At 43.4% G+C, this 20,037-nt stretch carries 20 protein-coding genes and 4 pseudogenes; 11 read left to right on the top strand and 13 right to left on the bottom strand.

Annotated elements, in window-relative coordinates:
- A complete protein-coding gene (gene hxlA, locus P0X86_RS23220; RefSeq protein ID WP_277746582.1) occupies positions 1-633 on the bottom strand; it encodes a 3-hexulose-6-phosphate synthase in 633 nt (210 codons plus the stop codon).
- Positions 634-801: 168 nt separating this feature from the next.
- On the opposite strand from hxlA, the pseudogene P0X86_RS23215 reads away from it, so the two are divergent.
- Positions 802-1,138: pseudogene (locus tag P0X86_RS23215) on the top strand (winged helix-turn-helix transcriptional regulator).
- Positions 1,139-1,669: 531 nt separating this feature from the next.
- Here P0X86_RS23215 and P0X86_RS23210 read toward each other — a convergent pair.
- The 6 genes from P0X86_RS23210 to P0X86_RS23185 all read right to left on the bottom strand — a co-directional run bounded on the left by P0X86_RS23210 (position 1,670) and on the right by P0X86_RS23185 (position 6,814).
- Positions 1,670-2,137: a recombinase family protein gene (locus tag P0X86_RS23210; protein ID WP_277746581.1), complete on the bottom strand. Its 468-nt coding sequence runs from the start codon at positions 2,135-2,137 to the stop codon at positions 1,670-1,672.
- Positions 2,138-2,530: 393 nt separating this feature from the next.
- Positions 2,531-2,938, bottom strand: coding sequence for a hypothetical protein (locus P0X86_RS23205; protein ID WP_277746580.1), 408 nt, complete (start codon positions 2,936-2,938; stop codon positions 2,531-2,533).
- Between the two features lie 383 nt (positions 2,939-3,321).
- Positions 3,322-4,002: a hypothetical protein gene (locus P0X86_RS23200; protein WP_277746579.1), complete on the bottom strand. Its 681-nt coding sequence runs from the start codon at positions 4,000-4,002 to the stop codon at positions 3,322-3,324.
- A gap of 992 nt (positions 4,003-4,994) precedes the next feature.
- Entirely contained in the window at positions 4,995-5,396 is a 402-nt protein-coding gene (locus tag P0X86_RS23195) for a hypothetical protein (RefSeq protein WP_277746578.1), read from the bottom strand.
- Between the two features lie 91 nt (positions 5,397-5,487).
- Positions 5,488-5,874, bottom strand: a complete 387-nt coding sequence (locus tag P0X86_RS23190; protein ID WP_277746577.1) for a VOC family protein — start codon at positions 5,872-5,874, stop codon at positions 5,488-5,490.
- Positions 5,875-5,953: 79 nt separating this feature from the next.
- On the bottom strand, positions 5,954-6,814 hold the full coding sequence (locus P0X86_RS23185) for a helix-turn-helix domain-containing protein (protein ID WP_277746576.1): 861 nt from the start codon (positions 6,812-6,814) through the stop codon (positions 5,954-5,956).
- Between the two features lie 425 nt (positions 6,815-7,239).
- On the opposite strand from P0X86_RS23185, the gene P0X86_RS23180 reads away from it, so the two are divergent.
- The 4 genes and pseudogenes from P0X86_RS23180 to P0X86_RS23165 all read left to right on the top strand — a co-directional run.
- Entirely contained in the window at positions 7,240-8,694 is a 1,455-nt protein-coding gene (locus P0X86_RS23180; protein ID WP_277746575.1) for a spore germination protein, read from the top strand.
- Positions 8,691-9,800, top strand: coding sequence for a GerAB/ArcD/ProY family transporter (locus P0X86_RS23175; RefSeq protein WP_277746574.1), 1,110 nt, complete (start codon positions 8,691-8,693; stop codon positions 9,798-9,800). Before P0X86_RS23180 ends, P0X86_RS23175 begins: the two co-directional genes overlap by 4 nt.
- 2 nt (positions 9,801-9,802) lie before the next feature.
- A complete protein-coding gene (locus P0X86_RS23170; RefSeq protein WP_277746573.1) occupies positions 9,803-10,891 on the top strand; it encodes a Ger(x)C family spore germination protein in 1,089 nt (362 codons plus the stop codon).
- 1,064 nt (positions 10,892-11,955) lie between these two features.
- A pseudogene (locus P0X86_RS23165) lies at positions 11,956-12,560 on the top strand (group II intron maturase-specific domain-containing protein); the annotation flags it as partial.
- A gap of 138 nt (positions 12,561-12,698) precedes the next feature.
- On the opposite strand, the pseudogene P0X86_RS23160 reads toward P0X86_RS23165, so the two are convergent.
- From P0X86_RS23160 to P0X86_RS23135, 6 genes and pseudogenes are all read right to left on the bottom strand, one after another.
- Positions 12,699-13,460 (bottom strand): annotated as a pseudogene (locus P0X86_RS23160) (zinc-binding alcohol dehydrogenase family protein); the annotation flags it as partial.
- A 64-nt stretch (positions 13,461-13,524) separates the two neighbouring features.
- Positions 13,525-14,241: an SDR family oxidoreductase gene (locus P0X86_RS23155; protein ID WP_277746572.1), complete on the bottom strand. Its 717-nt coding sequence runs from the start codon at positions 14,239-14,241 to the stop codon at positions 13,525-13,527.
- Between the two features lie 68 nt (positions 14,242-14,309).
- Positions 14,310-14,789, bottom strand: a complete 480-nt coding sequence (locus tag P0X86_RS23150) for a type 1 glutamine amidotransferase domain-containing protein (protein WP_277749082.1) — start codon at positions 14,787-14,789, stop codon at positions 14,310-14,312.
- 236 nt (positions 14,790-15,025) lie between these two features.
- Positions 15,026-15,865 (bottom strand): IS3 family transposase, encoded by an 840-nt coding sequence (locus P0X86_RS23145; RefSeq protein WP_277746571.1) that lies wholly within the window; start codon positions 15,863-15,865, stop codon positions 15,026-15,028.
- The gene (locus P0X86_RS23140; protein WP_277749081.1) at positions 15,862-16,170 is read right to left on the bottom strand and encodes a transposase; all 309 of its coding nucleotides are present in this window, start codon (positions 16,168-16,170) and stop codon (positions 15,862-15,864) included. The genes P0X86_RS23145 and P0X86_RS23140 overlap by 4 nt, the downstream gene beginning before the upstream one ends.
- Positions 16,171-16,317: 147 nt before the next feature.
- Positions 16,318-16,707 carry a winged helix-turn-helix transcriptional regulator gene (locus tag P0X86_RS23135; RefSeq protein ID WP_031537027.1) on the bottom strand — a complete coding sequence of 130 codons (390 nt, stop codon included), beginning with the start codon at positions 16,705-16,707 and terminating at the stop codon, positions 16,318-16,320.
- A 148-nt stretch (positions 16,708-16,855) separates the two neighbouring features.
- Between P0X86_RS23135 and P0X86_RS23130 the strand changes: the two genes are divergently transcribed.
- The 6 genes and pseudogenes from P0X86_RS23130 (at position 16,856) to P0X86_RS23105 (ending at position 19,929) form a co-directional block, all read left to right on the top strand.
- Positions 16,856-17,374, top strand: a complete 519-nt coding sequence (locus tag P0X86_RS23130) for a DJ-1/PfpI family protein (RefSeq protein ID WP_277746570.1) — start codon at positions 16,856-16,858, stop codon at positions 17,372-17,374.
- A 247-nt stretch (positions 17,375-17,621) separates the two neighbouring features.
- Positions 17,622-17,897, top strand: a complete 276-nt coding sequence (locus tag P0X86_RS23125; RefSeq protein ID WP_277746569.1) for a hypothetical protein — start codon at positions 17,622-17,624, stop codon at positions 17,895-17,897.
- A gap of 232 nt (positions 17,898-18,129) precedes the next feature.
- Positions 18,130-18,384: a hypothetical protein gene (locus tag P0X86_RS23120; protein ID WP_277746568.1), complete on the top strand. Its 255-nt coding sequence runs from the start codon at positions 18,130-18,132 to the stop codon at positions 18,382-18,384.
- Between the two features lie 88 nt (positions 18,385-18,472).
- Positions 18,473-18,645 (top strand): annotated as a pseudogene (locus tag P0X86_RS23115) (SIS domain-containing protein); the annotation flags it as partial.
- Between the two features lie 26 nt (positions 18,646-18,671).
- Positions 18,672-19,211: a DJ-1/PfpI family protein gene (locus P0X86_RS23110; protein ID WP_277746567.1), complete on the top strand. Its 540-nt coding sequence runs from the start codon at positions 18,672-18,674 to the stop codon at positions 19,209-19,211.
- A 328-nt stretch (positions 19,212-19,539) separates the two neighbouring features.
- Entirely contained in the window at positions 19,540-19,929 is a 390-nt protein-coding gene (locus tag P0X86_RS23105; RefSeq protein WP_277746566.1) for a dehydroquinate synthase/iron-containing alcohol dehydrogenase family protein, read from the top strand.
- Positions 19,930-20,037 lie beyond the last annotated feature (108 nt).

Here is a 20,037-nt window from a genome sequence, read left to right as displayed (position 1 = left end):
TTAACGCGCCGAAATCAGTCGCTTCATTTCGGCCGCCGCGGCACGCTTGTCCGCCTGGCCCGTAATGCCGCCGCCGACGATGACCAGATCCGGGGACGCCTCGATGACTTCCGGCAGCGTGGCGAGCTTGATCCCGCCTGCAACCGCCGTCTTGGCTTTCTTCACGACGTTTTTGATCACACGAAGCTGTTCGAAGGAATTCTCGCCCTCCGCCTGTAAATCATACCCGGTATGCACGCAGATGTAATCAACGCCGAGTACATCGACTTCGCGCGCGCGTTCCTCCAGGTTTCTCACGTTGATCATGTCGACCAGAATTTTCTTGCCGTGCTTGCGGGCTTCCTCCACCGCGCCGCGGATGGTGGAATCGTCGGTCGCGCCCAGCACTGTGATGATGTCTGCCCCGGCTTCGGAAGCCTTCATGACCTCGTATGCGCCGGCATCCATGATTTTCAGATCGGCCAACACGTCCAGATTCGGGAACGCCTCCTTGATTTCCTTCACGGCGCGAAGCCCTTCGTTAATGACGACCGGGGTGCCGATCTCGACGATATCGATATATTCCTGTACTTCCTTGACGACTTCCTTGGCTTCCGGAATGTTCACCAGATCGATTGCAAGCTGAAGTTTCATGATGAATGTGTACCTCCTTTGAGTGTGAATATACTAAGTATGCGCAAGGCTGAAGTTAATTATAAGGAGAAGGTATCAAAGCTGGAAGTAGGCACAATTTTGTTATATAGTGTCTAAAAGTATCGAACGATGTAGGAGGCACTGCAAGCATGAGCAGAAATGCGGTAACTGACGCTCTCCATTATCGGGGGCAAGTGAAAAATGATCATCATGTGGCACATGGGAAAAGAGGGCACCGAACGGTTCTGCGAGCTTAAATCGCTGACTCCGGACATCACGCAGCGCATGCTGACGACACAGCTGCGGGAGCTGGAAGATGACGGCATCGTGAACCGCGTAGTGTATCCCGTTGTGCCGCCTAAAGTGGAATACAGTCTGACGCCACGCGGAGAGCCTGATTCCCATTCTGGATCTGATGTACCAGTGGGGAAAGGACTATATCGGGGATATGGGAGAGCAGGTGACGATTCGTGGCGCCGAGAGGGGAACGACAGGGAGTCATTAAGAGTAGTTGGGTGATATTTTTTATCAGGCATGGAGTTAATGCTCCAAATTTGGCTTACTTGGAGTGAAACACTTGTCTACAGTAATTGAAAAGTTACTAAAAACTGATGAGGATATTAAAAGAGATATTATTAAAGACTTTGTGTCAGATCTATGAAATAAGTTCAAAAACTAGTCAAAAAACAAAGATGAGTTCGTTAAAATGCAAAAATTAAGAATAATAACAAGGCACAACCATCATTTAAACGAAGGTTGTGCCTTTTTTGATACCGGTTATTATCGTGTAATACGCCCGCCTTAGGTACATGTTATAATATTTCGAGGAAAGTAGCATTTTTTGACAGAAAGAAAACTGCCATTGGGTATATCCTGGTATCACAGGGTGATACGGGGAACCGTACCATAAGTAACGGCAAGTTTTTTGGCGGAGAGCGGGCAAACTCCATGCCTGGCAAGGATTTTCTCACGTTGGGTTAGCCACCACTCGGGTTTATTTGCTTCACTGGGCATTATTTAGCCGCAGTTATCCTTATCACACCCCACTGGAAGCCATTCTGCGGGAGGAACCGAATCGAAGCTCGGCGATGACCCCAAGCATCTGGAGGCTCAGTTTCCCTGCTGCCGTTTCCGTGTCAAACTCCTTCTCGGTGTAGCTGCGGAACTTAACGTTGTGACGGTTTAGGTGGTCGATGATGTTCAGCAGATCGGACATTTTTCGGCTGATGCGGTTTAGTTTCCAGACCAGAAGCTCCGAGATCAAGCCACTCTCGACGTCCCTGAGCAGTTCTTTGATCGCGGGACGTTTGTCGATGCTTTTGCCGGAGATGCCTGCGTCTATATATTCTTTGTAGACGACTTTGTGTTCCGACTTACAAAGAGCGCGGAGTGTTTCCACCTGGGCTTCGATGCTGTAGCCTTGTTCCGCTTGCTCTTCTGTACTTACCCTACCGTAGATGCCGACTACAATTGGACTGTTATATTGGTAACTGGCGGGTTTCATGCAATCACTCCCTTTTAGCTGGTTTGCTTAATCTCTAGTGGGTCAAACGAAAGTCCGAAGTTCTGGCAGGTTAGAATCGTCTGAATCATTTCCGCATTTGTCTGGGGGCCAGGCTTCTTATTTGTGTTCAACACAAAAACTACGGGGAACTGAGTTGTTCTGCTACTGTGTTTTGAAAGGTATGTGATCACCATATCTGATAGGATGCTGATCATTTGTTCATACGTAGAAGTTCCGCTGGTCTCCAAGTTTTTTAATCACCTTTGCTGAAGAGTAGTTGGGCTACGTCCGTGAAACAAGCAAAAGCGTCGGAAGTGTCAATGTGTCAGTGACAGCACTGACGCAACCGACGCTTTGCAAAGTGTGTGGCGAAGGCTAGGAACCTGGGAATGCCTAAGCTTCGTCGCTGATCGTCTTCGCGTCGAGTTTTTGGACTGTTGCTCCTTTGTAGTCACCTTTGTGACGTATCTCGACCTCAATCCCGCAGGCCTTCAGATTCGACTTTATTTCCCGAATTCTTCGGCTCAGCGCATGCGGGGCCTTCGGCCATTCCTTAGTGCGAGTGTCAATCTTTTCCCTTGCGGCAATGTTCTCGAGCTTGTCGAGCAAGTCTGAAACGGGTCCCTCCCAGAATGGAGTCCGCTTCATCAGGGCTATGAAGGCTGAAGCGACAGGATGTGCGGAGACTGCTTCCTCGCTGGCCTTGTTTGTGTTCATCTTATAGGCTCTAAGGAACTTCTCTCCGTAGCCTTCCTGTATGGCCTCTGCAATTGCGTAAGCCCACTGCGCAAAGTCTGCCATTCGGGGCAAGCTATTCAGTTGAACGTCGGGGTAGATCTGTATCGCCCGGCTTAGCACGTTGAACAGGCCGCCAAGGATGGATGGCTTGTCTTGTTCGAATTCGCCCTGCTCAGGGCCTTGCGTTCGCTTTCGTCTATGCGGTCGAGCTCAAGAATGATGCTTCGGTCGAGGAGGTCTGCTTTCGTAGCTACCACGTTGATGCCGTTGAGGATGATACAGCGCAAAAATGAAAGGATAGTTTCCTCGTCTTCAGTGTAGAACTTTCGAGTGCTGTACCCACCGCCTGTTGCCGCGGTACAGAGAAGGTCACTAATCTTCTGCGAAATCGAAGTGAGGTTATCATACGCTGGCATGTAGTTGTTCTGCAGGGAAATGGCCAGATCCTAAAGACCTCCCGGCATGGAAGTGATGTCCCTAAACGCAGGATCAACAATGGAGCGGGTCAACCTGGACGAAGAGGACTTTGCGGCCACTTTCTCCCCGGCGAAGATCAGGACAGGATGCGGTATAGCCGGTATGAAGCAGGCTACTATATAGACAAGGAACAGAAGCTTATCTGCTTTGCTCTTGAAGCGGACATGCTTGAGGAGATTCTTCAAGTTTCCAGATTTTTGGGGCAATCTTTGCGGCATGTTTTGGCTTGAGGAGAAGCAGACCGGGCAACTGCGGGTTATCCTCCAGCCTGTACTGTCGATTTCGACAACCGAGCCGTTCCCGTCATGGAGATCGTAGTAGATCTTCCCTGCGTACTCACCAACCCGAAGCTCAACAGGCTTCGATTGCCCCGAAAAGGTAGCGTCTGCTTCAAGCTGACCCATTGCTTGTGCGAACGCGTTGGGTGATGGGGCCTGCCTCGTTTCTTCGTAGTAGCGCTTCATCAGGTAGTTCCTGAAGGTCTTACTTTTGAACTTGACGGCCTTGCTCGAATTATGATGGTCAATGCAAACGTAGGGTTCGCCGTTCAAGTTGGTGAAGAACTTGTTGCCGTCTTTGCCGAAGAAGATGAGCATATCCGTTGGATTGCTGGCTGATTCCGTTGCTTGCCTTTTAACCGTAGAATTCATTAGTTGCGCCTCCTCAGTTTTGCCCGCGTAGTGTCAGGTCGACCTTCCTGCAGAGGCACTTTACGGGTTCAACAGTTGCTCATTCGATCTGGCCATGAAGTGGATTTGCTGAGGGACTGATTGACCTTAGTGTACAGGAGTCGCTATTTTTTTTTCGAAGCTCGTCTGGAAGATGGCAATTTGCAACTGGGGAGCGAAGGCTCGCGGAAAGGTCTTAGAGGCGCTAATAAGCTCGCTCAGGGGCCCGTATGCTCTTTATATCTTAGATTTCATGAAATTTTTCGGCGGCTATTTGTGTTCCTTGTGATCCGGTATGATTGCCTACCGATTAAACATCATTTAGGATTATAATATAGGTTTTATTTTTCATTGAATGCGGTTGCAAAAAAAATCCCACAGAAAAGCGGGACACTTAGATTCCTCAAAAAGGGTCAGTAGCTCCCAATGTGAAAGAGTTAGAAGCCCTATTTGTAGAGGTGTGGAAGAAAACCAAGGCCCTTTGAAAAGCGTCAGGAGCGACCAAACTGTCGTGTTGTAACTTTCGCTTCTGACGCTTTTCGTAGGTGGAATTTGACGGAAAACTAGCAGAAAGGGTCTGCAAGCTGAACGAAGCACGGTTCCGCCAGTTGGCTTGTCCAAGTCAAAGCTCCTTATACTGTGCCTCCGTGATAATCCGGGCTGTACCCGAAGCATTCCTCTTCCCAAACGAATTCAACCAACTGACTTTCCGAATCTACGAAGAAAAAGAAATCGGAACCGTCAACTTAGGGATTGTATCCTTCGCTTGTCGATGTCCGAAGCACTACGCGGACGTGATGTGAAGGTCTCTGTTCAGAATGGGGCAGGGGCCATGTCGGAAGTGCAGAACTCTCAGAAAAAGAGGCAATTGCGACAAGCATGACCCAAACATTAGTCCAGTTGCTGTCGGCGGCGACGTTTTCGTTCCGCTCGAACGTCTCCTTCAGCTTCTGGAGAACCAGTTCGTTTGCCGGTCAGCTTCTTTCCGCTTGGTCTTTCAGCCAATGTTCCACCTCCTCGTCGTGTGCTCCAGCCTGCGTGAAGAACGTCATCAGGTAGTCGTTGTCGTACAGCACAGCGATTTTGTACGCCTGGAGCCCTCCGCCTACGTCGAGCAGTTCGACGTACTCGGGAAAACATCCAAGCAGTCCGCCATCTTCGCGGCCCAGCCCCACGTTTCCGAGGTCGCGGACGTTGTCGCCCGCTTCTAGTAAGACGATGTAGCCATGATGTTCGAGTGAGAACACCTCCTCATCGTTCGCCAAAGCAGCTTCCAGTTGCCGTAAGTACTTGTCGATGTGTTCAAGGAACGCTTCCGGCAAAAATTTGACGCTTTGCAGGGTGTTGATGTCCTGCTGGGTTTTGATGGTTCGCATGTCCAAATCCCTCCTGAAATTAGAAAAGGCCACCCGATATCCGGGTGACCAAAATCATAATAAGCTTGAAAAAGTGTTTGGTACTTATCAATTATTTGGAGACAGGCACTTCGCTCATCAGGGCATGTACGTTTTGGTCTGGGTCATGAAAGAACGCCATCCAAGTTTCAGTTTGACCCATCTCAGCAATTTTGTGTGGCTTGCTCAAAAATTGTACATTCCGATTGATTAATGTATCGTACGCAGAGCTAATGTTGTCAACATTGAAATAGAATACAGAACTGGGATGATCGAATTCGGGGCCTTCGGGAATGCTCAGTATAATTCGAATACCGTTACATTCGAAAAACGCCATGTTTGTAATCTGAAACAACATGTTTAGGCCTAGAGTTTCTTGGTAGAATCGAGTAGCAACTTCCATGTTATGTACCCGAATGGACACTTGTCCAATACCTTTGATTTGAAATTCTGAACTCATAGATTATCTCCCCCTTGCAAGATTGTATTTTCCACACATTAAATGTAACATGTGTGGATTAAACAGTGCTTTGCCAAAATCACTTTTTTCTAAACACCTGGGGTGAAAAGCCAGTTCTTTGTTTAAAGACCTTGTTGAAGGAAGAAACATTTTCGAAGCCAACACTCAAACTAATCTCTGTTACACTACCCTCAGTTTGAGAAAGAAGACGCTGTGCTTCAAGTATTCTCTTTTCAATGATGAATTGGTGAGGTGTCCTTTGGAAGAAATGACGAAAGTTGCGAATCAGATGGTTTTTGGATATGCACGCTACTCTCGAAACTTCTTCAAGGGACACGTTTTGATTGTAATAAGCATGTAAGTATTCGTATGCAAGTGTCAACCGCCGAAATAGTTCTTCCCTAGTTGCTGGTCGTATTCCTGGGAGTGCATTGATTTCTTGAGAAATTTTCAGATGAACGTTAACTAATGCTTGCATTAGATTTTGATACTGTTCATCGACCCAGAGACTCTCGCTACCGAGTACAGGTAAGGACTTCTTAAAGTTTTCGATAATTGGAGTTATCAAGTGACTATGTCGGTATGACTTTGTGTAAAAGTGCAATTGGTGTTTTGAATCCGAAAATGGATCGTCTAAAATCTTCTCTACTCCTAGATGAATTTCTCTGTGAAATTCATCAGCAAAGCCAGCTCTAAAAAATACGCAAAATGATTCGACTTCTGTTTCTGATTCAATTGCAATCGCGTAGTGCTCCCCTTCGTTTAGAAGAAGGTAGCTATCACTTTCAACTGCGTAATGCCCAAGTTTTGTTTTGTAATAGGCGCGACCATTACGAAATGTTTTGATGGAAAGTGGTCCAGTACCTTCCCAATGATGAGTTTTACTACGTGCTTGTAGGACGAAGTTTTCCTGGAACAAAGGGAATTTGGAATTGGCCATTTTTGAACACAACCCTTTCCGATTTCATCTTTCTATCAAGATTCTACAGTAGGCTAACGAATTCCTTTTCAGAGAAAAACTTGCCGTTACAGACAACGCGGGGAACCGTACCATAAATGAAGCAAACTTTTTGGCATTACATGCTTGCGGGGCGAAGAAAGTTGCCCCCGAAGATGAACTATGCATAACTTACATACCTAGATAATCTGATGACTTTACTAACCTCAGCTGCAGTTTTCACCTCGGCATATCTAACACCAAATAAATCTGCTACTCCCTTAGGCTACATATAGTATTGTTGTGTGACTCAAACCACATCTCAAAACGTTGCAGTTTGAAATACAAATTGCTGGTCGTATGATTTTTCGATTACAGGGCAAGATAAAAACCACATGATTTTGATTACTTTAATAATGGAGAAGATTATGGTTAAAAAAGACCCTCAAATGAAAAATTATCAAATGTCCACATGGCTTGATGAATTAAAACAGAAATTAAACCATATGGATGATGCCGAAATTGTTGAGCACAGAATGGGTACCAGTGCCTCAGTCTATCTTTTATACATAAAAACGTTAATCGATCAAGAGCGTTTAAACGAGACGATTATTCAGCCACTTCATCGTTCTGCCGGCAGTTCTCTTTCTTCATGCATAACCAATGCCAAAGTTTCGGAAGTTATATCGATCGAAGATGCTGAGCAAAAAATAATGCAAGGATTTATTCTTCTAAACGATTCAGTCAACCATCAATGGTTAGGCGTCCAAATGGAAAATCCTCTTGGCCGAGCAGTTGAACCTTCCCAAACGGAAACTGTTATATATGGAGCGAAAGACAGCTTCAGCGAACAAATTGATAAGAACATTACAATGTTACGCAGACGTTTGCCTATAACGGCATTAAAGACGGAATGCTTCACTATCGGTTCACTGAGTAAATCGAAGGTTGTGTTACTGTACATAGACGGATTAATTAATCCAGAATATGTTTCCTATGCAAGAGAAAAAATCGAAAGTGTGGATTTCGATCAATTTCTAGACTCCTCTCAGCTTGCAGCGTTTATTGAAGATCATCATCACTCGGTCTTACCCCAGTATCTCCAAACGGATCGGCCGGATGCCTGCGCCTACGCCTTAGGAGAGGGAAAGCTGACGCTATTGATTTCCAATTCACCGTTTGCATTGATTGGACCCATTACTTTTTTTCATCTATTCCAATCGCCGGAAGACTACTTCCTTCGTTGGCCGGTAGCAAGTGCTTTACGATTAATCCGGTACGGAAGTTTTGTTGTTTCTTTGACGATGATTCCTTTTTATGTTGCGTTAACAACATTTCATTACCAGATGATTCCGTTGCCGATACTTTTCGTATTATTGGAATCGAGAAGCAAATTGCCCTTTACTCCATTTGCGGAAGGATTTTTTATGATCATAACGCTGGAAATCATCAAAGAAGCAAGTCTGCGAATGCCGTCTAAAACCAGTCAAACGTTAGGTGTAATCGGTGGTATCGTTATTGGACAAGCGGCTGTAGAAGCAGGCTTTGCAAGTAAAGTATTGATTGTTTTAATGGGTATATCCGCGATTGCTTTCTTTTTAGTTCCCAATTATCAAGTGACAAAATCCATGGTGCTGATGCAAGTTCTTCTTCTTATCCTTGCATCGTTTCTTGGGTTGCCGGGAATCGTGATCGGGCTGATCGGGATTCTTGCACATATCCATGGATTAACGTCATTAGGTCAACCTTATTTTGCGCCGATTGCCCCTTTTTATGGGAGGGACTGGAAGGACCTATTTATCCGCGGCCCTTTAATATGGATGAAAACGCGTCCTAAAAACCTAAAACCACTGCGGAAATCGCGTAAGGAGATAAAGAAGTGAAGAGTCTATATAATCGAACTTCAACCTTTGATGGAATCTACTTCCTCTTATTGATCAATCGTACGCAAATGCATTATTATGTTTTAATTATGCCGGTTTATTTGGTTCATTCGTATATGGTTTGGGGAATTATCGTGATGGGTCTGCTGTCCCAACTTAATTTGATGCTGCTGTCTAAATGGTTTACTTCCAGTTATGCAGCAAAAGGTTATCAAGGATTTTTACAGCTTTTCGGGAAACGGATGGTTCAAGTTTTCGCAATATTTGGTTTTCTGATAATATTGTTAAAAATTTCAATACTATCACTGGGATACGTTGAAATGCTCCATAGTTTTATTTATCCATCAATGGATAAAAAGTGGCTGATCCTAGTGATTCTTTTGATTAGCTTATATGTGGCTTCACATGGAATGGAGAAAACATTGCGTTTTGTCGTCATCGCCTTTCTTTGCGGGGCGTGGATATTAATTGTGTTTATTCCTTTTTTCTTTCCACCGATTGCAAATTATCGCGATTTATATCCCCTCATACCTACCGAATGGTCAGGACAATCATGGCAGGGTTTATTGTTTATTTGGTCGGCATATTCTGGTCCAGTATATTTAGCCTTTATGGTTCCATGGCTAAGCTCTAATAAAAAAATAACGAAATATCTGGTCATTGGTAACATGCTGACGATCATTGAATACTTATTATTGTTCATTGCTACGATATTGTTTTACGGTTCGAGCTTCTTAAGCAAGATCAATTTTCCGGTAGTATATATGGGAAGCTACATTGAAACGAACGCATTAGATCGAATCGATTACATCCTTATCTCTTTTCATATGTTTAATTATGTGTTCGACATTTCAATTCTTCTGTTGTGTTTTTATGGAGCCATAAGAGTCATTATGAGTAAAATGAACGAACGCACGACTCGGATTGGATTATTGTCGAGTTGGTTCGTCATTTTAATAAGCATCATTTTAATGAATCAATGGTTATGGCAAAGCGTTCCGGGTCAAAAATTATTACTTAACATTCAGAGCTGTCTCGGCGGATTCATTTATTTACTTGTTCCTACGATTCTATATACTGCAGTTAAACGAAAGGAGAGTATGTAGGGATGGTACTATACAAGCACTATGGTATATTGGTGATTGTAAGCCTTATGTGGATGACCAGTTGTTCTTCTCCATTTGTCGAGAACAATATGATCGAAGAGATCGCTCCTGTAGTTTTCTGGTCGGTTGATAAGGGGGCGGAAGGAAAGTTGAAAATTAGTACTTTAGTACCACCGCTCACCCAAGAAGAAAAACGTCTGCTCTCCAAAGAAGTCTCTCTGTTAAAACAGGGAGGCAAGGAGTTTAATTTAATTTATTATCAGGAATTAAAGCAGGGGCAGCTGCGAATGTTATTAATCAATGAGGAGCTGGCAAAAGAAGGAGGCATTGAAAAGCTGATCAATACGCTAATGATTGATCCCGACATTTCAATGCGTATTTATTTGTTGGTTGTCAGAGGGGATTTTGATGAATATATAAAAAATCAACTGACGAAGCAAGGAAACCAAGATTATTTTCTTTACCGAATGTTAGAGCATTACGAGAAGCATAACCAAGGTGAAATGAGCATCGTCAATATTCATCAATTTATGAAAAAGTTATATTCCCCTCTTAAGGATCCGATTCTGCCGGTTTTTCATTCGGATAAGAACAATTTCAATTACGTAGGGACAGCCTTCTTCCAAAAGGATAAAGAAGTAATGGTCATTCAAGATGTGGACGATGAAATTTTTCAACTACTGGATAACGATCATTTTCTAAAAGTCTTGGCCATTCCAGCGTTATCTATCAGTTTAGGACGTGTTCGATCCAATGTTTGCATGAAACTATCGAGGGACTATTCATCCTTGTCTTTACAAGTGGGATTGAACGCAAGAATTGAGGAATACCAGGGTGAAAAGAATATTCAAAGTGAGGAACAATTGGAACATTTAATTCATGAGGTTGAGTTCTACCTTGAGGAACAAACGTCAGATTTATTAAAAAGAATGCAACGGTGGAAAGTGGATCCTTTAGAGGTCGGAACACATTCGCTTAAGCCGTTTTCTAAAGAAATAACGGAAGAACAATGGTTGAAATATTGGGGAAATATGAGAATTAATGTTGACTACGACATCAAAATACATCCTTTAATCAATGTGGAGCGGTAGATGTGATTCAAACCAAGCAAATCGTTCCGAGCCGATTGAAAAATGGTAATCATAAACAAGAATCCAAGCATAAGGAGTGATAACAGATGAACGATCTGGATCCTACATACCCTTTGCTTTGCACATATTCAGCTGTTATCGGGGAACGATAGTGCAGTATGGAACCGTCATTAAATGGTGGTTTTTTCTTTCGGTCAAAAATCAACAATCAAGGATAACAGAGCATCCGAAAAAAGACAATATACGACTCGCCATTCGAGTTTTGTGCTGTCTTTCTTTTTGTTATTCGAAAAAACAATTTCCGGGAAACGCATGTACTACTCTTTTCGGCAGTACATCCCCGAGTCCTACTATTGTTATGGATGCGGTATTCGCTGACCAGATGTATTCTACCCTTTCCTCCTGCAGAGTTCTCGTTCTCAACGATCTGCATCCTAACCGACAAGATACAGTCATCCGAAGTCTGTTCAATACAACAGCTTCCCTTCTTTTAACTCGGTCAGGGGAGTCTATTCTGGAATGATGACATACGGTTCACTACCCCCGTCCGGAATCACTCCCTTCTAAGTCGTCGCACATCGGAAAGACTAAGGAAAGCGACATGAAGATAACAAACTTAAGCGGCAGCAGTATCAGAATTGAAAAAACACATTGTTGAGGTTCATTTCAGTTTTCGGCAAAGTTTTTAAGATAGGGTGTGATATTGATACAAGGAACCATATCATAAGTAAAAGAAAGTTTCTTTGTGTAATTAAAGCCGGCTGCGATCAGCAGTCGGCTTTATATGTACGCCCAGCATGGGCGTCATCTATACGGTGAAAGTCGGAAAGCAGAGGCTGGCGAGCGCCTACCATAGCCAATGGCAAGGGTGTCCGTTGCGAGGCGGAATCTGAAGGAAGCCGGAGGCAAACGCACGGCTTGAGGTACACGAATCCAATTTGAGGCGTCCATGGCCGGATGAGTCTCCATGACAAGACAAAATCCAGAGCCGCCAAAAACCATGGGCGTAAACTTGGGCAAGCGCGGGCGGAAATATGACATTCTTATCTAGGGAGGCCTGCAGACAAAACGGAGGAGCCCCCGGAGTGGACAGTGTGACGGTAGCCGAGAGCTTCCAGCTCACCTGAGAGAACACTGGCTTACGGTGAAGAACCAACTCCTAGCGGGAACCTATGAACCGAAGCCGGTCAGACGGGTGGAAATCCCCAAACCCGGAGGCGGTTTTCGACTTTTTGGCATTCCGACCGTAATGGACAGGTTCCTCCAACAGGCTCAGCGAGCCGGTGAGCGAGTCATGAATTCGGTGATCCACTTCATAGGTCAAGGAACTTACTTGCCGAACCATATCTATGTCGATGGACAAGCGAATTGGCGACCTTAACCGCTACCTCATGGGCTGTATCGGCTACTTCCAAATCGCTTCCGCTAAGAAGCATTGCGGCAACTTCGACCAATGGATTCGAAAAAGGCTGAGAATGTGCCTGTGGAAACAGTGAAAGAAGCCAAGTGCACGCAGGAGGAATCTTCGGAGCCTCGGTGTTCCTGAACGGTTTGTGTATATTGGACTGTTTCCCGTAATACAAATTATGCACTTGGGGTCTCTTTTTGGGAGTCCCAAGGGCTGAAGAGCTTGTTTAATCGGTATCTAGAGCTTTTAGGAAACGCCTAGTTCGGACCTGCATGCTAGGTGTTATGAGAGATCGAGGGCTTGCCGCCCTCATCTACTCGATTTATACCCAATAGCAATTATCGAACACCGATTTATCGGGAAGCCTCATTGTTTTTTATACTCTCTTCAAACAGATTTTTAAACAAAACCTTCTAGTACAATTTTACCAATCGTCCTATTGCTCTCCAAAAATTTGTGGGCTTGACGGAGATTTTCTGCTGAGATCGGTCCAAGGACTTCGGCCAGTGTTGTCTTTAATTTTTGATGGTCAACAGCATCAGCAATACGATTAAGCAATAGATGCTGCTCAATCATATCATCTGTATCGTAAACAGGGCGAGTAAACATAAACTCCCACACGAAGGTAACGCTTTTTTGCTTAAGTAATTTGAAGTCCAGCGGAGAGGTTGGATCATCAATTGCGCACACAACTCCTTGCGGAGAAATAGCTTCGCTAATACTGGCCCAGTGTTTTTCCAATGCATTCAGGCAAAAAATGTACGGAACGTTTGTAAATCCAATTGCTTGAAGTTGTGGAAGGAGCGGGTCATGGTGATTAATGGTGTAGTCCGCGCCCATTGATTTAACCCAGCTAATCGTCTCAGATCGGGAAGCAGTCCCGATTACAGTAAGCCCCGCTTGTTTTGCAAGCTGAGTGGCAATGGAACCTACACCCCCGGCTGCACCAATGATCAGCAGAGCCTTTCCTTTGTTAGGGCCCGGATCCTGGGAAATAGACATTCGGTTAAATAAGGCTTCCCACGCTGTAATGGAGGTTAGGGGAAGAGCTACGGCTTCCACAAAACTTAAGGAAACAGGTTTGCGCCCAACGATTCGTTCATCGACCAGATGGTATTCACTGTTTCCACCTTGTCGTGCAATACTGCCAGCATAAAAAACTCATGAACCACATCCTTTCCTTTCTATTCTAAATCAATAATCAGTCGAATTTGATATCGCGGGATTAGATTAAATGAGCTCCACCATCGATAAGTACCGATGTACCAGTTGTAAAACCATTTTTCGCTAAATAAACATAGGTTTCCGCTATATCTTCAGGCTGGGCAACACGCCCAACAGGTAATTGCTGGGCAATGCCATTATACATATCTTGTCGTTGATCTTTTGGTATTCCGCCGTAAAGAGGAGTATCAACGATACCAGGTGAAACCACATTTACTCTGATAGGAGCCAGATCTACTGAAAGGCCTCGTACTAATCCATCGATTGCTGAATTGATGGAAGCGAGTGTCGTTGCACCTTGAGGAGGGCGTTTCCCGTATACACCAGAAGTTAATGTAATGGAGCTTTCATTATTCAAGTATGGAAGAGCTGCATGGACCGAAATATACTGGCCCCAGAACTTGCTATCAAAAGCTTCTCTTACGGTCGCAACATGTAGTTCGCTAAAGTGACCCATTGCGCCTTCACCTGCAGTAACGATTAGATGGTCGAAATTTCCAACCTGCTTAAAAAAGTCAGAAACCTTTTTCTCATTACGGAAGTCGATTTCATAACCTTCTACGTTACCACCAAGCATTGCTTTTGCGTCAGATAATTTTGAAGCAGACCGGCTGGCAATAATGATTTGAGCGGATTCATCGAGAAACGCCTTGGCAGCAGCTAAACCAATACCAGATGTGCCTCCTAAAATAACCACTTTTTTTCCTTTGAGTGACAAATTTGTATCCTCCTTATTTTTACACTTAAGTGTTTACATCATTACGTTTATTTAACCAAAAGTTTTAGTTATTCACGATTAAATGCGGGAATATCTTTTGGTTCTCGACTTGTTAAAATATTTTTGCTGATGACAACTTCTTCATCTTTATAGTTTGCACCAGCATTTTTCAAATCGTTGCGAATGGATTTATAACCAGCGATGTCGACACCTTTTAAAAGATCTGTATCGATTAACACTTGTGGCCCATGACAAATGGAAAAAATAGGCTTTTCATCTTGGATAAATACTTTTGCAAATTCACCAAAACGATCATCTTCACGTAATAAGTCAGGAGAGAATTCACCAGGAATGAGCAAAGCATTAAAGTCTGCAGGATTGACTTCATTAATGGCTTTATCAATTTTTACAGATGTGCCTTTCTTACCGGTTACTTCGTTGCCTGACTGTTTGTCAATCGTGATCACTTCATGACCAGCTTCTTTAAAGGCCTGTGCTGGTTCGGTGTACTCAACATCTTCAAATAAGTTTGTTAGTAGTGTAGCGATTTTTTTTGCCCATGCGCACTAACCTCCTTAAAATGATAAATCAGAAATACAAATATGTATTTTTGTTCCATGATCTGATCTCCTGTGTATTAAATACACTACTGCAGCATGTTCTATTTCTCACGTAATATACTCAACAAATATAAATATAGGGGGAAATCATGTGAAGATGATAGAAAAGAAGCACCTTCCTTACAGTTGGTCAAGACCCCATTTAGTGGACATTGAAAAAACACCTAGGCTGTAAACTGGCGTCGGTACTCTACCGGCGTCAGTTTATTTAATTTGCGCTGTGGTCGTCTTCGATTATAAAATCGTATGTATTTCTCAATTCGGCTTTGTGCCTCCGCTAGATTTCGGATATCATAAGGATAGAGCCCTTCCGTTTTGAGATGCGAGAAGAAGCTCTCCATGGAGGCGTTGTCTAGGCAATTGCCCCGGCGAGACATGCTGATTTGGGCGCTAACCTTTGGCAGCATGTCGTGATAGGCATGAGACGTGTACTGGAACCCTTGGTCGCTGTGAACGACCAATCCGGTCACGTCTTTTTGCTTAGCAAACGCTATGGCGAACGTCTGCAGAACCAATTCATTGTCGTTACGCTCGCTGAGCTGGTAGGCCACAATCTCGTTGTTGAATAAGTCTTTTACCGCCGAGAGATACAGCCAACGCTCACCCACCCGGTATTGGGTTATATCCGTTACCCATTTTTGGTTTGGTCTCTCCGCCGTAAAGTTACGCTTAAGCAGATTCTCCGCCACACGCTCCGCGGCCTTGTATACCATGTTGAATTGGCGCTTCTTGCGAATGCTAGCTTGGAGCCCAAGTTCTTGCATGAGACGTAGCACCTTTTTGTGATTCATCCACACACCGTGATCCTGCCACAGGAACAGTTGGATTTGTCGGTAACCATACTTTCCTTCGTAGCGTTTGTATACTCTGAGGATCAGCCGTTTGTCTTCGGCATCCCGGTCGTTCTCTTTACGCTTTAAATAGGCGTAATAGCCACTTCTAGAAACACCAATGAACTGGCACAGTTCAGCTACTTGCCCTGATTTTGCTGCTTGTTCGATCATGGCGAAGCTTTCTTTCTTACCTCCTTCATCCAGATTTTCAAGCACTTTTTTAGCATTTCATTCTCCCGTTTTAGCTTTTGGACATAGCGATCTTGATCCAAATATTCTTCTCGTCTTCCTCGCTGATCCAATAATCCAAACTCGCCTTGTTCCCGATATTTTCGCATCCACCGCTTCATTCGGTCTTTGTCTTGAATACCAAGGTGTTCGTTGATTTGCTGATAAGTCCACTTCTCTTCTACATGAAGTCGAATCGCTTCTAATTTGAGCTCTTTTGAATATTGCTTTAACTTTTGTCCTTTCATTACCACAAAAATACACCCCTTAGAATTTATCGGAATAACCAAGGGGGTTTTTCCAATGTCTATTCTAAGGGGGGCACTTCAAGTTAAGTGAAGGTGCTTCTTTTCTAATAGGTTTTGTAAAGCAACATTGTAAATGTAAGCTTATGCTTAATTGTTTAATTCCGAGATATCCATTTCTTTTATGATTTCTGCTATCCGATTTTTTCCCCATTCATACATCATTTCAACGATAGGAAGTAAAGTCATCCCCAATTCAGTCATGGAATATTCCACTTTCGGTGGAACTTCTGGATAAACCTCGCGATGAACTATTCCATCTTCCATCAGTTCTCTTAATTGATTCGTTAATATTTTATGAGATATTTTTGGAAAAAGCCTTTGGAGATCACTGAATCGATGTGGTCCTTCTACCCCCAAATGCCATAAAATAACAATTTTCCATTTACCACTTATAATTGATAAGGTAAGTTCCTTTTCACAATTATAATCACCATTTATGATCTTTTCTTTAACTTCATCTCTAAATGTATCTGGCATAAATTCTTACCTCCTTAAATGTATCAATTGTAACCTGTCGGTAACCTCCTTACAAAAAAGTGCATTCTTCACAGTGAAGAAAACAAGCAGTAGAATGAAATGGTCGTCTTACCGGCAAATCTTTTTCATTAATGAGGAGGAACTACAAATGAGTAAAAAAGCACTTTTAATTATACCACCAGAACGTTTTAATGAAGACGAATTATTTCAACCAAAAGCGGAATTGGAAAGCAACGGAATTGATGTGACAATTGCAAGTACAAAAACAGGTGAAATCATAGGGGATTATGAAGGTAAAGCAACTGCTGAGGTCATTTTCTCAGACGTTTTTGCTTCTGACTATGATGTTATATCTGTTATTGGTGGATCTGGTACGAACGATCATCTATGGGGAAACCAAGAATTACAAGAGTACTTGAGACAAGCGTATTCTAATAAAGTTCTTGTAACAGGAATTTGTGCAGGTGCGGTTACCGTAGCTAAAACGGGTTTACTTACTGGAAGAGAAGCAACTTGCTATCCAGTAGATGTGCAAAAAGACCAATTAAAAGCGAATAAAGTAACCTATGTTGAAAAACATGTTGTTGCTTATGATGATATTATCACTGGTGATGGTCCAGATGGCGCTAAAGAATTTGGAGAAGCTTTAGTAAAAGCATTAAGTTAATTCTACAGTCTCTTCGCTGAATTTTCATATAGCCAAATGTAAGAAAAATAAATCCATTCAACAGATAGAGTTGGTGCTGTCCTATCCTATGGCATTTGCTGGTGTTACAGTTGGAGCTTGTGGCCAACAAGAAGTCAGAGCTTGTACCTTGTTCAGACAGAGTAAGGTAAGAAAATGAGAAACGTGTGGATTCAAGCTCCAATGAATCATCCCAGTTAAGAACCAGCAGATATAGTTGGTAAAATTAATGAAAGCAATCGTACGATTTCAGAACTGCTCCAAAGGGAATATCGAATCTCTGAAAAACTCATTGGAAGCTATTCAATCTAAGAAAGATAAGGCAATAGGTCTGTACGAAGATGGAATATTAAACAAGACCGATTTAAAGGACCGATTGGTAAAGTTAGATGAAGAAAAAAGGCTATTGGATGACCGAATTGTGCCGATTGAGCAAAAATTGGGGCAAGGCAGCAAGCAAAAAATATCATTTATAATCGGTCAAACGGGTAATGGATCATTTTGAGGATTGTTATAAGAATTCCATTACAGGCGAACAGAGAAAACAGCTATTGCATTTGCTAATCAATAAAATTACGATAGCCAATGACCGTAAAATTGAATCGATACAAATTCAAATGAATAATGAAGTGGTTAGGCGCTCTACAAAGGAGGGAGAAGATAAAATCATCCAGTGACGATGATTTATCTTCTCTTTTTTCCTTTTTTATCAACCTATAAGGGGAGCGAGCAATAACATGAGCGTGCTTAAAGTATCTAGACACTATATGGAGGAACAGCATCCACATTTAGCATATAAAGACTGGAAAGTAGATGTTAAAGCCATATCAGCGGACGACATAAGGAACGGGAACCAGGCAAGTATTCCGGTTGAATTTAAGAAGGAACTAACGTGCTGGGTAATCTTCTTTGATGGCGATGCATCGAATGTTGTTTACTTATTACAGGATAAAGAATTCCAATGTCTTTATGAATATTTACGCGCAGCTTAGATTTTTGGAATAACGATTTCATTATTTCACAGAAATCATCAACGAGTTAGGTCGGGCAGTGGACTTTCTTGAAGACAGGCTAAGCTGAGTAGGGGAGACCGTTACCCCGAACTTAGAAAAAGGAGATCTGCTCATCATTTGGTCAGGTTCCGGGGAAACGAAAAGTTTGGTTTCGATGGCAGAGAAGGCAAAAAATTAAGAGCAACGATTGCCACTGTAACGATTTTTCCAGAATCGATCACCATCTGGCAATTAGCGGATAAAAGATCAAGCGGACGGTGATTATAGTGTTGATTGTTACAGGTGACGCAGTTGAAGCACTTGAAGTGTATTATCCATATTACCGCTTGCAGGAAGAAGGATATGAAGCGGTGATTGCATCCCCAACAAAGAAAGTGCTGCGCACCGTCGTGCACGATTTTGAAGGCTGGGAAACGTTCACAGAAAAACCCGGCTATCAAATTCAAAGTCATGTATCGTTTGCTGATGTGAATCCAGCGGATTATGACGGCTTGGTCATTCCGGGTGGCCGTGCGCCTGAGTACATTCGGCTCGATCCGAACATCGGCCGCATTGTGAACCATTTTTTTGAAACCGGAAAGCCCGTAGGCGCCATCTGCCACGCTGTGTTATTACTTAGCGGACTGAAATTGAAGCTGGCAGATCATAAAATGACCGCGTACCCTGCCTGCCGTCCAGACGTGGAGAATTTGGGCGCGGAATACGTGACGGATCAACTCCATGTGGATCGCAATCTTGTATCTGGCCAGGCATGGCCTGATCTGCCCGGATTTATGCGGGAGTTCCTAAAGCTTCTCGGGAAATAATCATATGGTGCCTCGGCAAGACTCAAGCTGGGGTGCCATTTTTCATTAAGTCAAGTGAATGTTCATGAAAGGAGTGCGAACATTATACTTATTCATTAAAAACAAGTGGAGCAATCACATGAATCGTTTTACCATTCCAAGAGATATTTATTATAGTGAAGGATCCTTGGAGGCACTGAAAACCATCCAAGGGAAAAAGCTACGATAGTATCGGAGGTCAATTTATTAAAAAATCAGGGTATCTTGATAAAATCCAGACGTATTTACACGAGGTGGGCTTGGAAACTCAGCAGTCCATAATAATGTCTGGCCGGGATGGCTTTCTCCAATGGATTTTTGGGAAGTTGTGCACAGCTTTAAAATCCCGTACGGTTTGGCTAATGCCTTGTATCTTCCGTATGTAATAGACTTTAATAAGAAGGCGAACAGCAAACGGTATGCGGATATCGCAAGAACGTTGTGCCTTAACGGCAATACGGACGACCAATTAGTTGACTCATTAACGGATTTGCTTCGCCGTTTAAACAAAACGTTGAACCTGCCGTTAACACTCCAAGAAGTTGGCGTCAATCAAGCGGACTTCGAGAAACAAATGGATCAGATGGCGGCGGGAGCCGTTGAGGACCCATGTACGCGATCCAATCCTCGGGAATTATCCTTGGAGCAAATGAAACAAATTTACATTGCAGCTTTTAAAGGCGAGAAAATCAACTTTTAACAGTTCGATAAAAACAGTGACAGCCCTGGACTTTGTGTGTTTCGTCCATGCAGGTCGCTTTTATTGCCTCGAAGCCGCGTTTTGAGGAAGGAAAAATAATCCCAATTT

The organism is Paenibacillus sp. BR1-192, from assembly GCF_029542445.1.
GTDB lineage: Bacteria > Bacillota > Bacilli > Paenibacillales > Paenibacillaceae > Paenibacillus_AQ > Paenibacillus_AQ lautus_A.
The sequence above is the reverse complement of the archived record's forward strand: the minus strand, read 5'-3'. Positions and strand labels throughout refer to the sequence as shown.

Excerpts from the sequence above, each read along its gene's own strand:
- hxlA (WP_277746582.1), bottom strand. The coding sequence starts at position 633 with ATGAAACTTCAGCTTGCAATCGATCTGGTGAACATTCCGGAAGCCAAG.
- P0X86_RS23210 (WP_277746581.1), bottom strand. The coding sequence starts at position 2,137 with ATGAAACCCGCCAGTTACCAATATAACAGTCCAATTGTAGTCGGCATC.
- P0X86_RS23205 (WP_277746580.1), bottom strand. The coding sequence starts at position 2,938 with ATGGCAGACTTTGCGCAGTGGGCTTACGCAATTGCAGAGGCCATACAG.
- P0X86_RS23200 (WP_277746579.1), bottom strand. The coding sequence starts at position 4,002 with ATGAATTCTACGGTTAAAAGGCAAGCAACGGAATCAGCCAGCAATCCA.
- P0X86_RS23195 (WP_277746578.1), bottom strand. The coding sequence starts at position 5,396 with ATGCGAACCATCAAAACCCAGCAGGACATCAACACCCTGCAAAGCGTC.
- P0X86_RS23190 (WP_277746577.1), bottom strand. The coding sequence starts at position 5,874 with ATGAGTTCAGAATTTCAAATCAAAGGTATTGGACAAGTGTCCATTCGG.
- P0X86_RS23185 (WP_277746576.1), bottom strand. The coding sequence starts at position 6,814 with ATGGCCAATTCCAAATTCCCTTTGTTCCAGGAAAACTTCGTCCTACAA.
- P0X86_RS23180 (WP_277746575.1), top strand. The coding sequence starts at position 7,240 with ATGGTTAAAAAAGACCCTCAAATGAAAAATTATCAAATGTCCACATGG.
- P0X86_RS23170 (WP_277746573.1), top strand. The coding sequence starts at position 9,803 with ATGGTACTATACAAGCACTATGGTATATTGGTGATTGTAAGCCTTATG.
- P0X86_RS23145 (WP_277746571.1), bottom strand. The coding sequence starts at position 15,865 with ATGATCGAACAAGCAGCAAAATCAGGGCAAGTAGCTGAACTGTGCCAG.
- P0X86_RS23140 (WP_277749081.1), bottom strand. The coding sequence starts at position 16,170 with ATGAAAGGACAAAAGTTAAAGCAATATTCAAAAGAGCTCAAATTAGAA.
- P0X86_RS23135 (WP_031537027.1), bottom strand. The coding sequence starts at position 16,707 with ATGCCAGATACATTTAGAGATGAAGTTAAAGAAAAGATCATAAATGGT.
- P0X86_RS23130 (WP_277746570.1), top strand. The coding sequence starts at position 16,856 with ATGAGTAAAAAAGCACTTTTAATTATACCACCAGAACGTTTTAATGAA.
- P0X86_RS23125 (WP_277746569.1), top strand. The coding sequence starts at position 17,622 with ATGAAAGCAATCGTACGATTTCAGAACTGCTCCAAAGGGAATATCGAA.
- P0X86_RS23120 (WP_277746568.1), top strand. The coding sequence starts at position 18,130 with ATGAGCGTGCTTAAAGTATCTAGACACTATATGGAGGAACAGCATCCA.
- P0X86_RS23105 (WP_277746566.1), top strand. The coding sequence starts at position 19,540 with ATGGATTTTTGGGAAGTTGTGCACAGCTTTAAAATCCCGTACGGTTTG.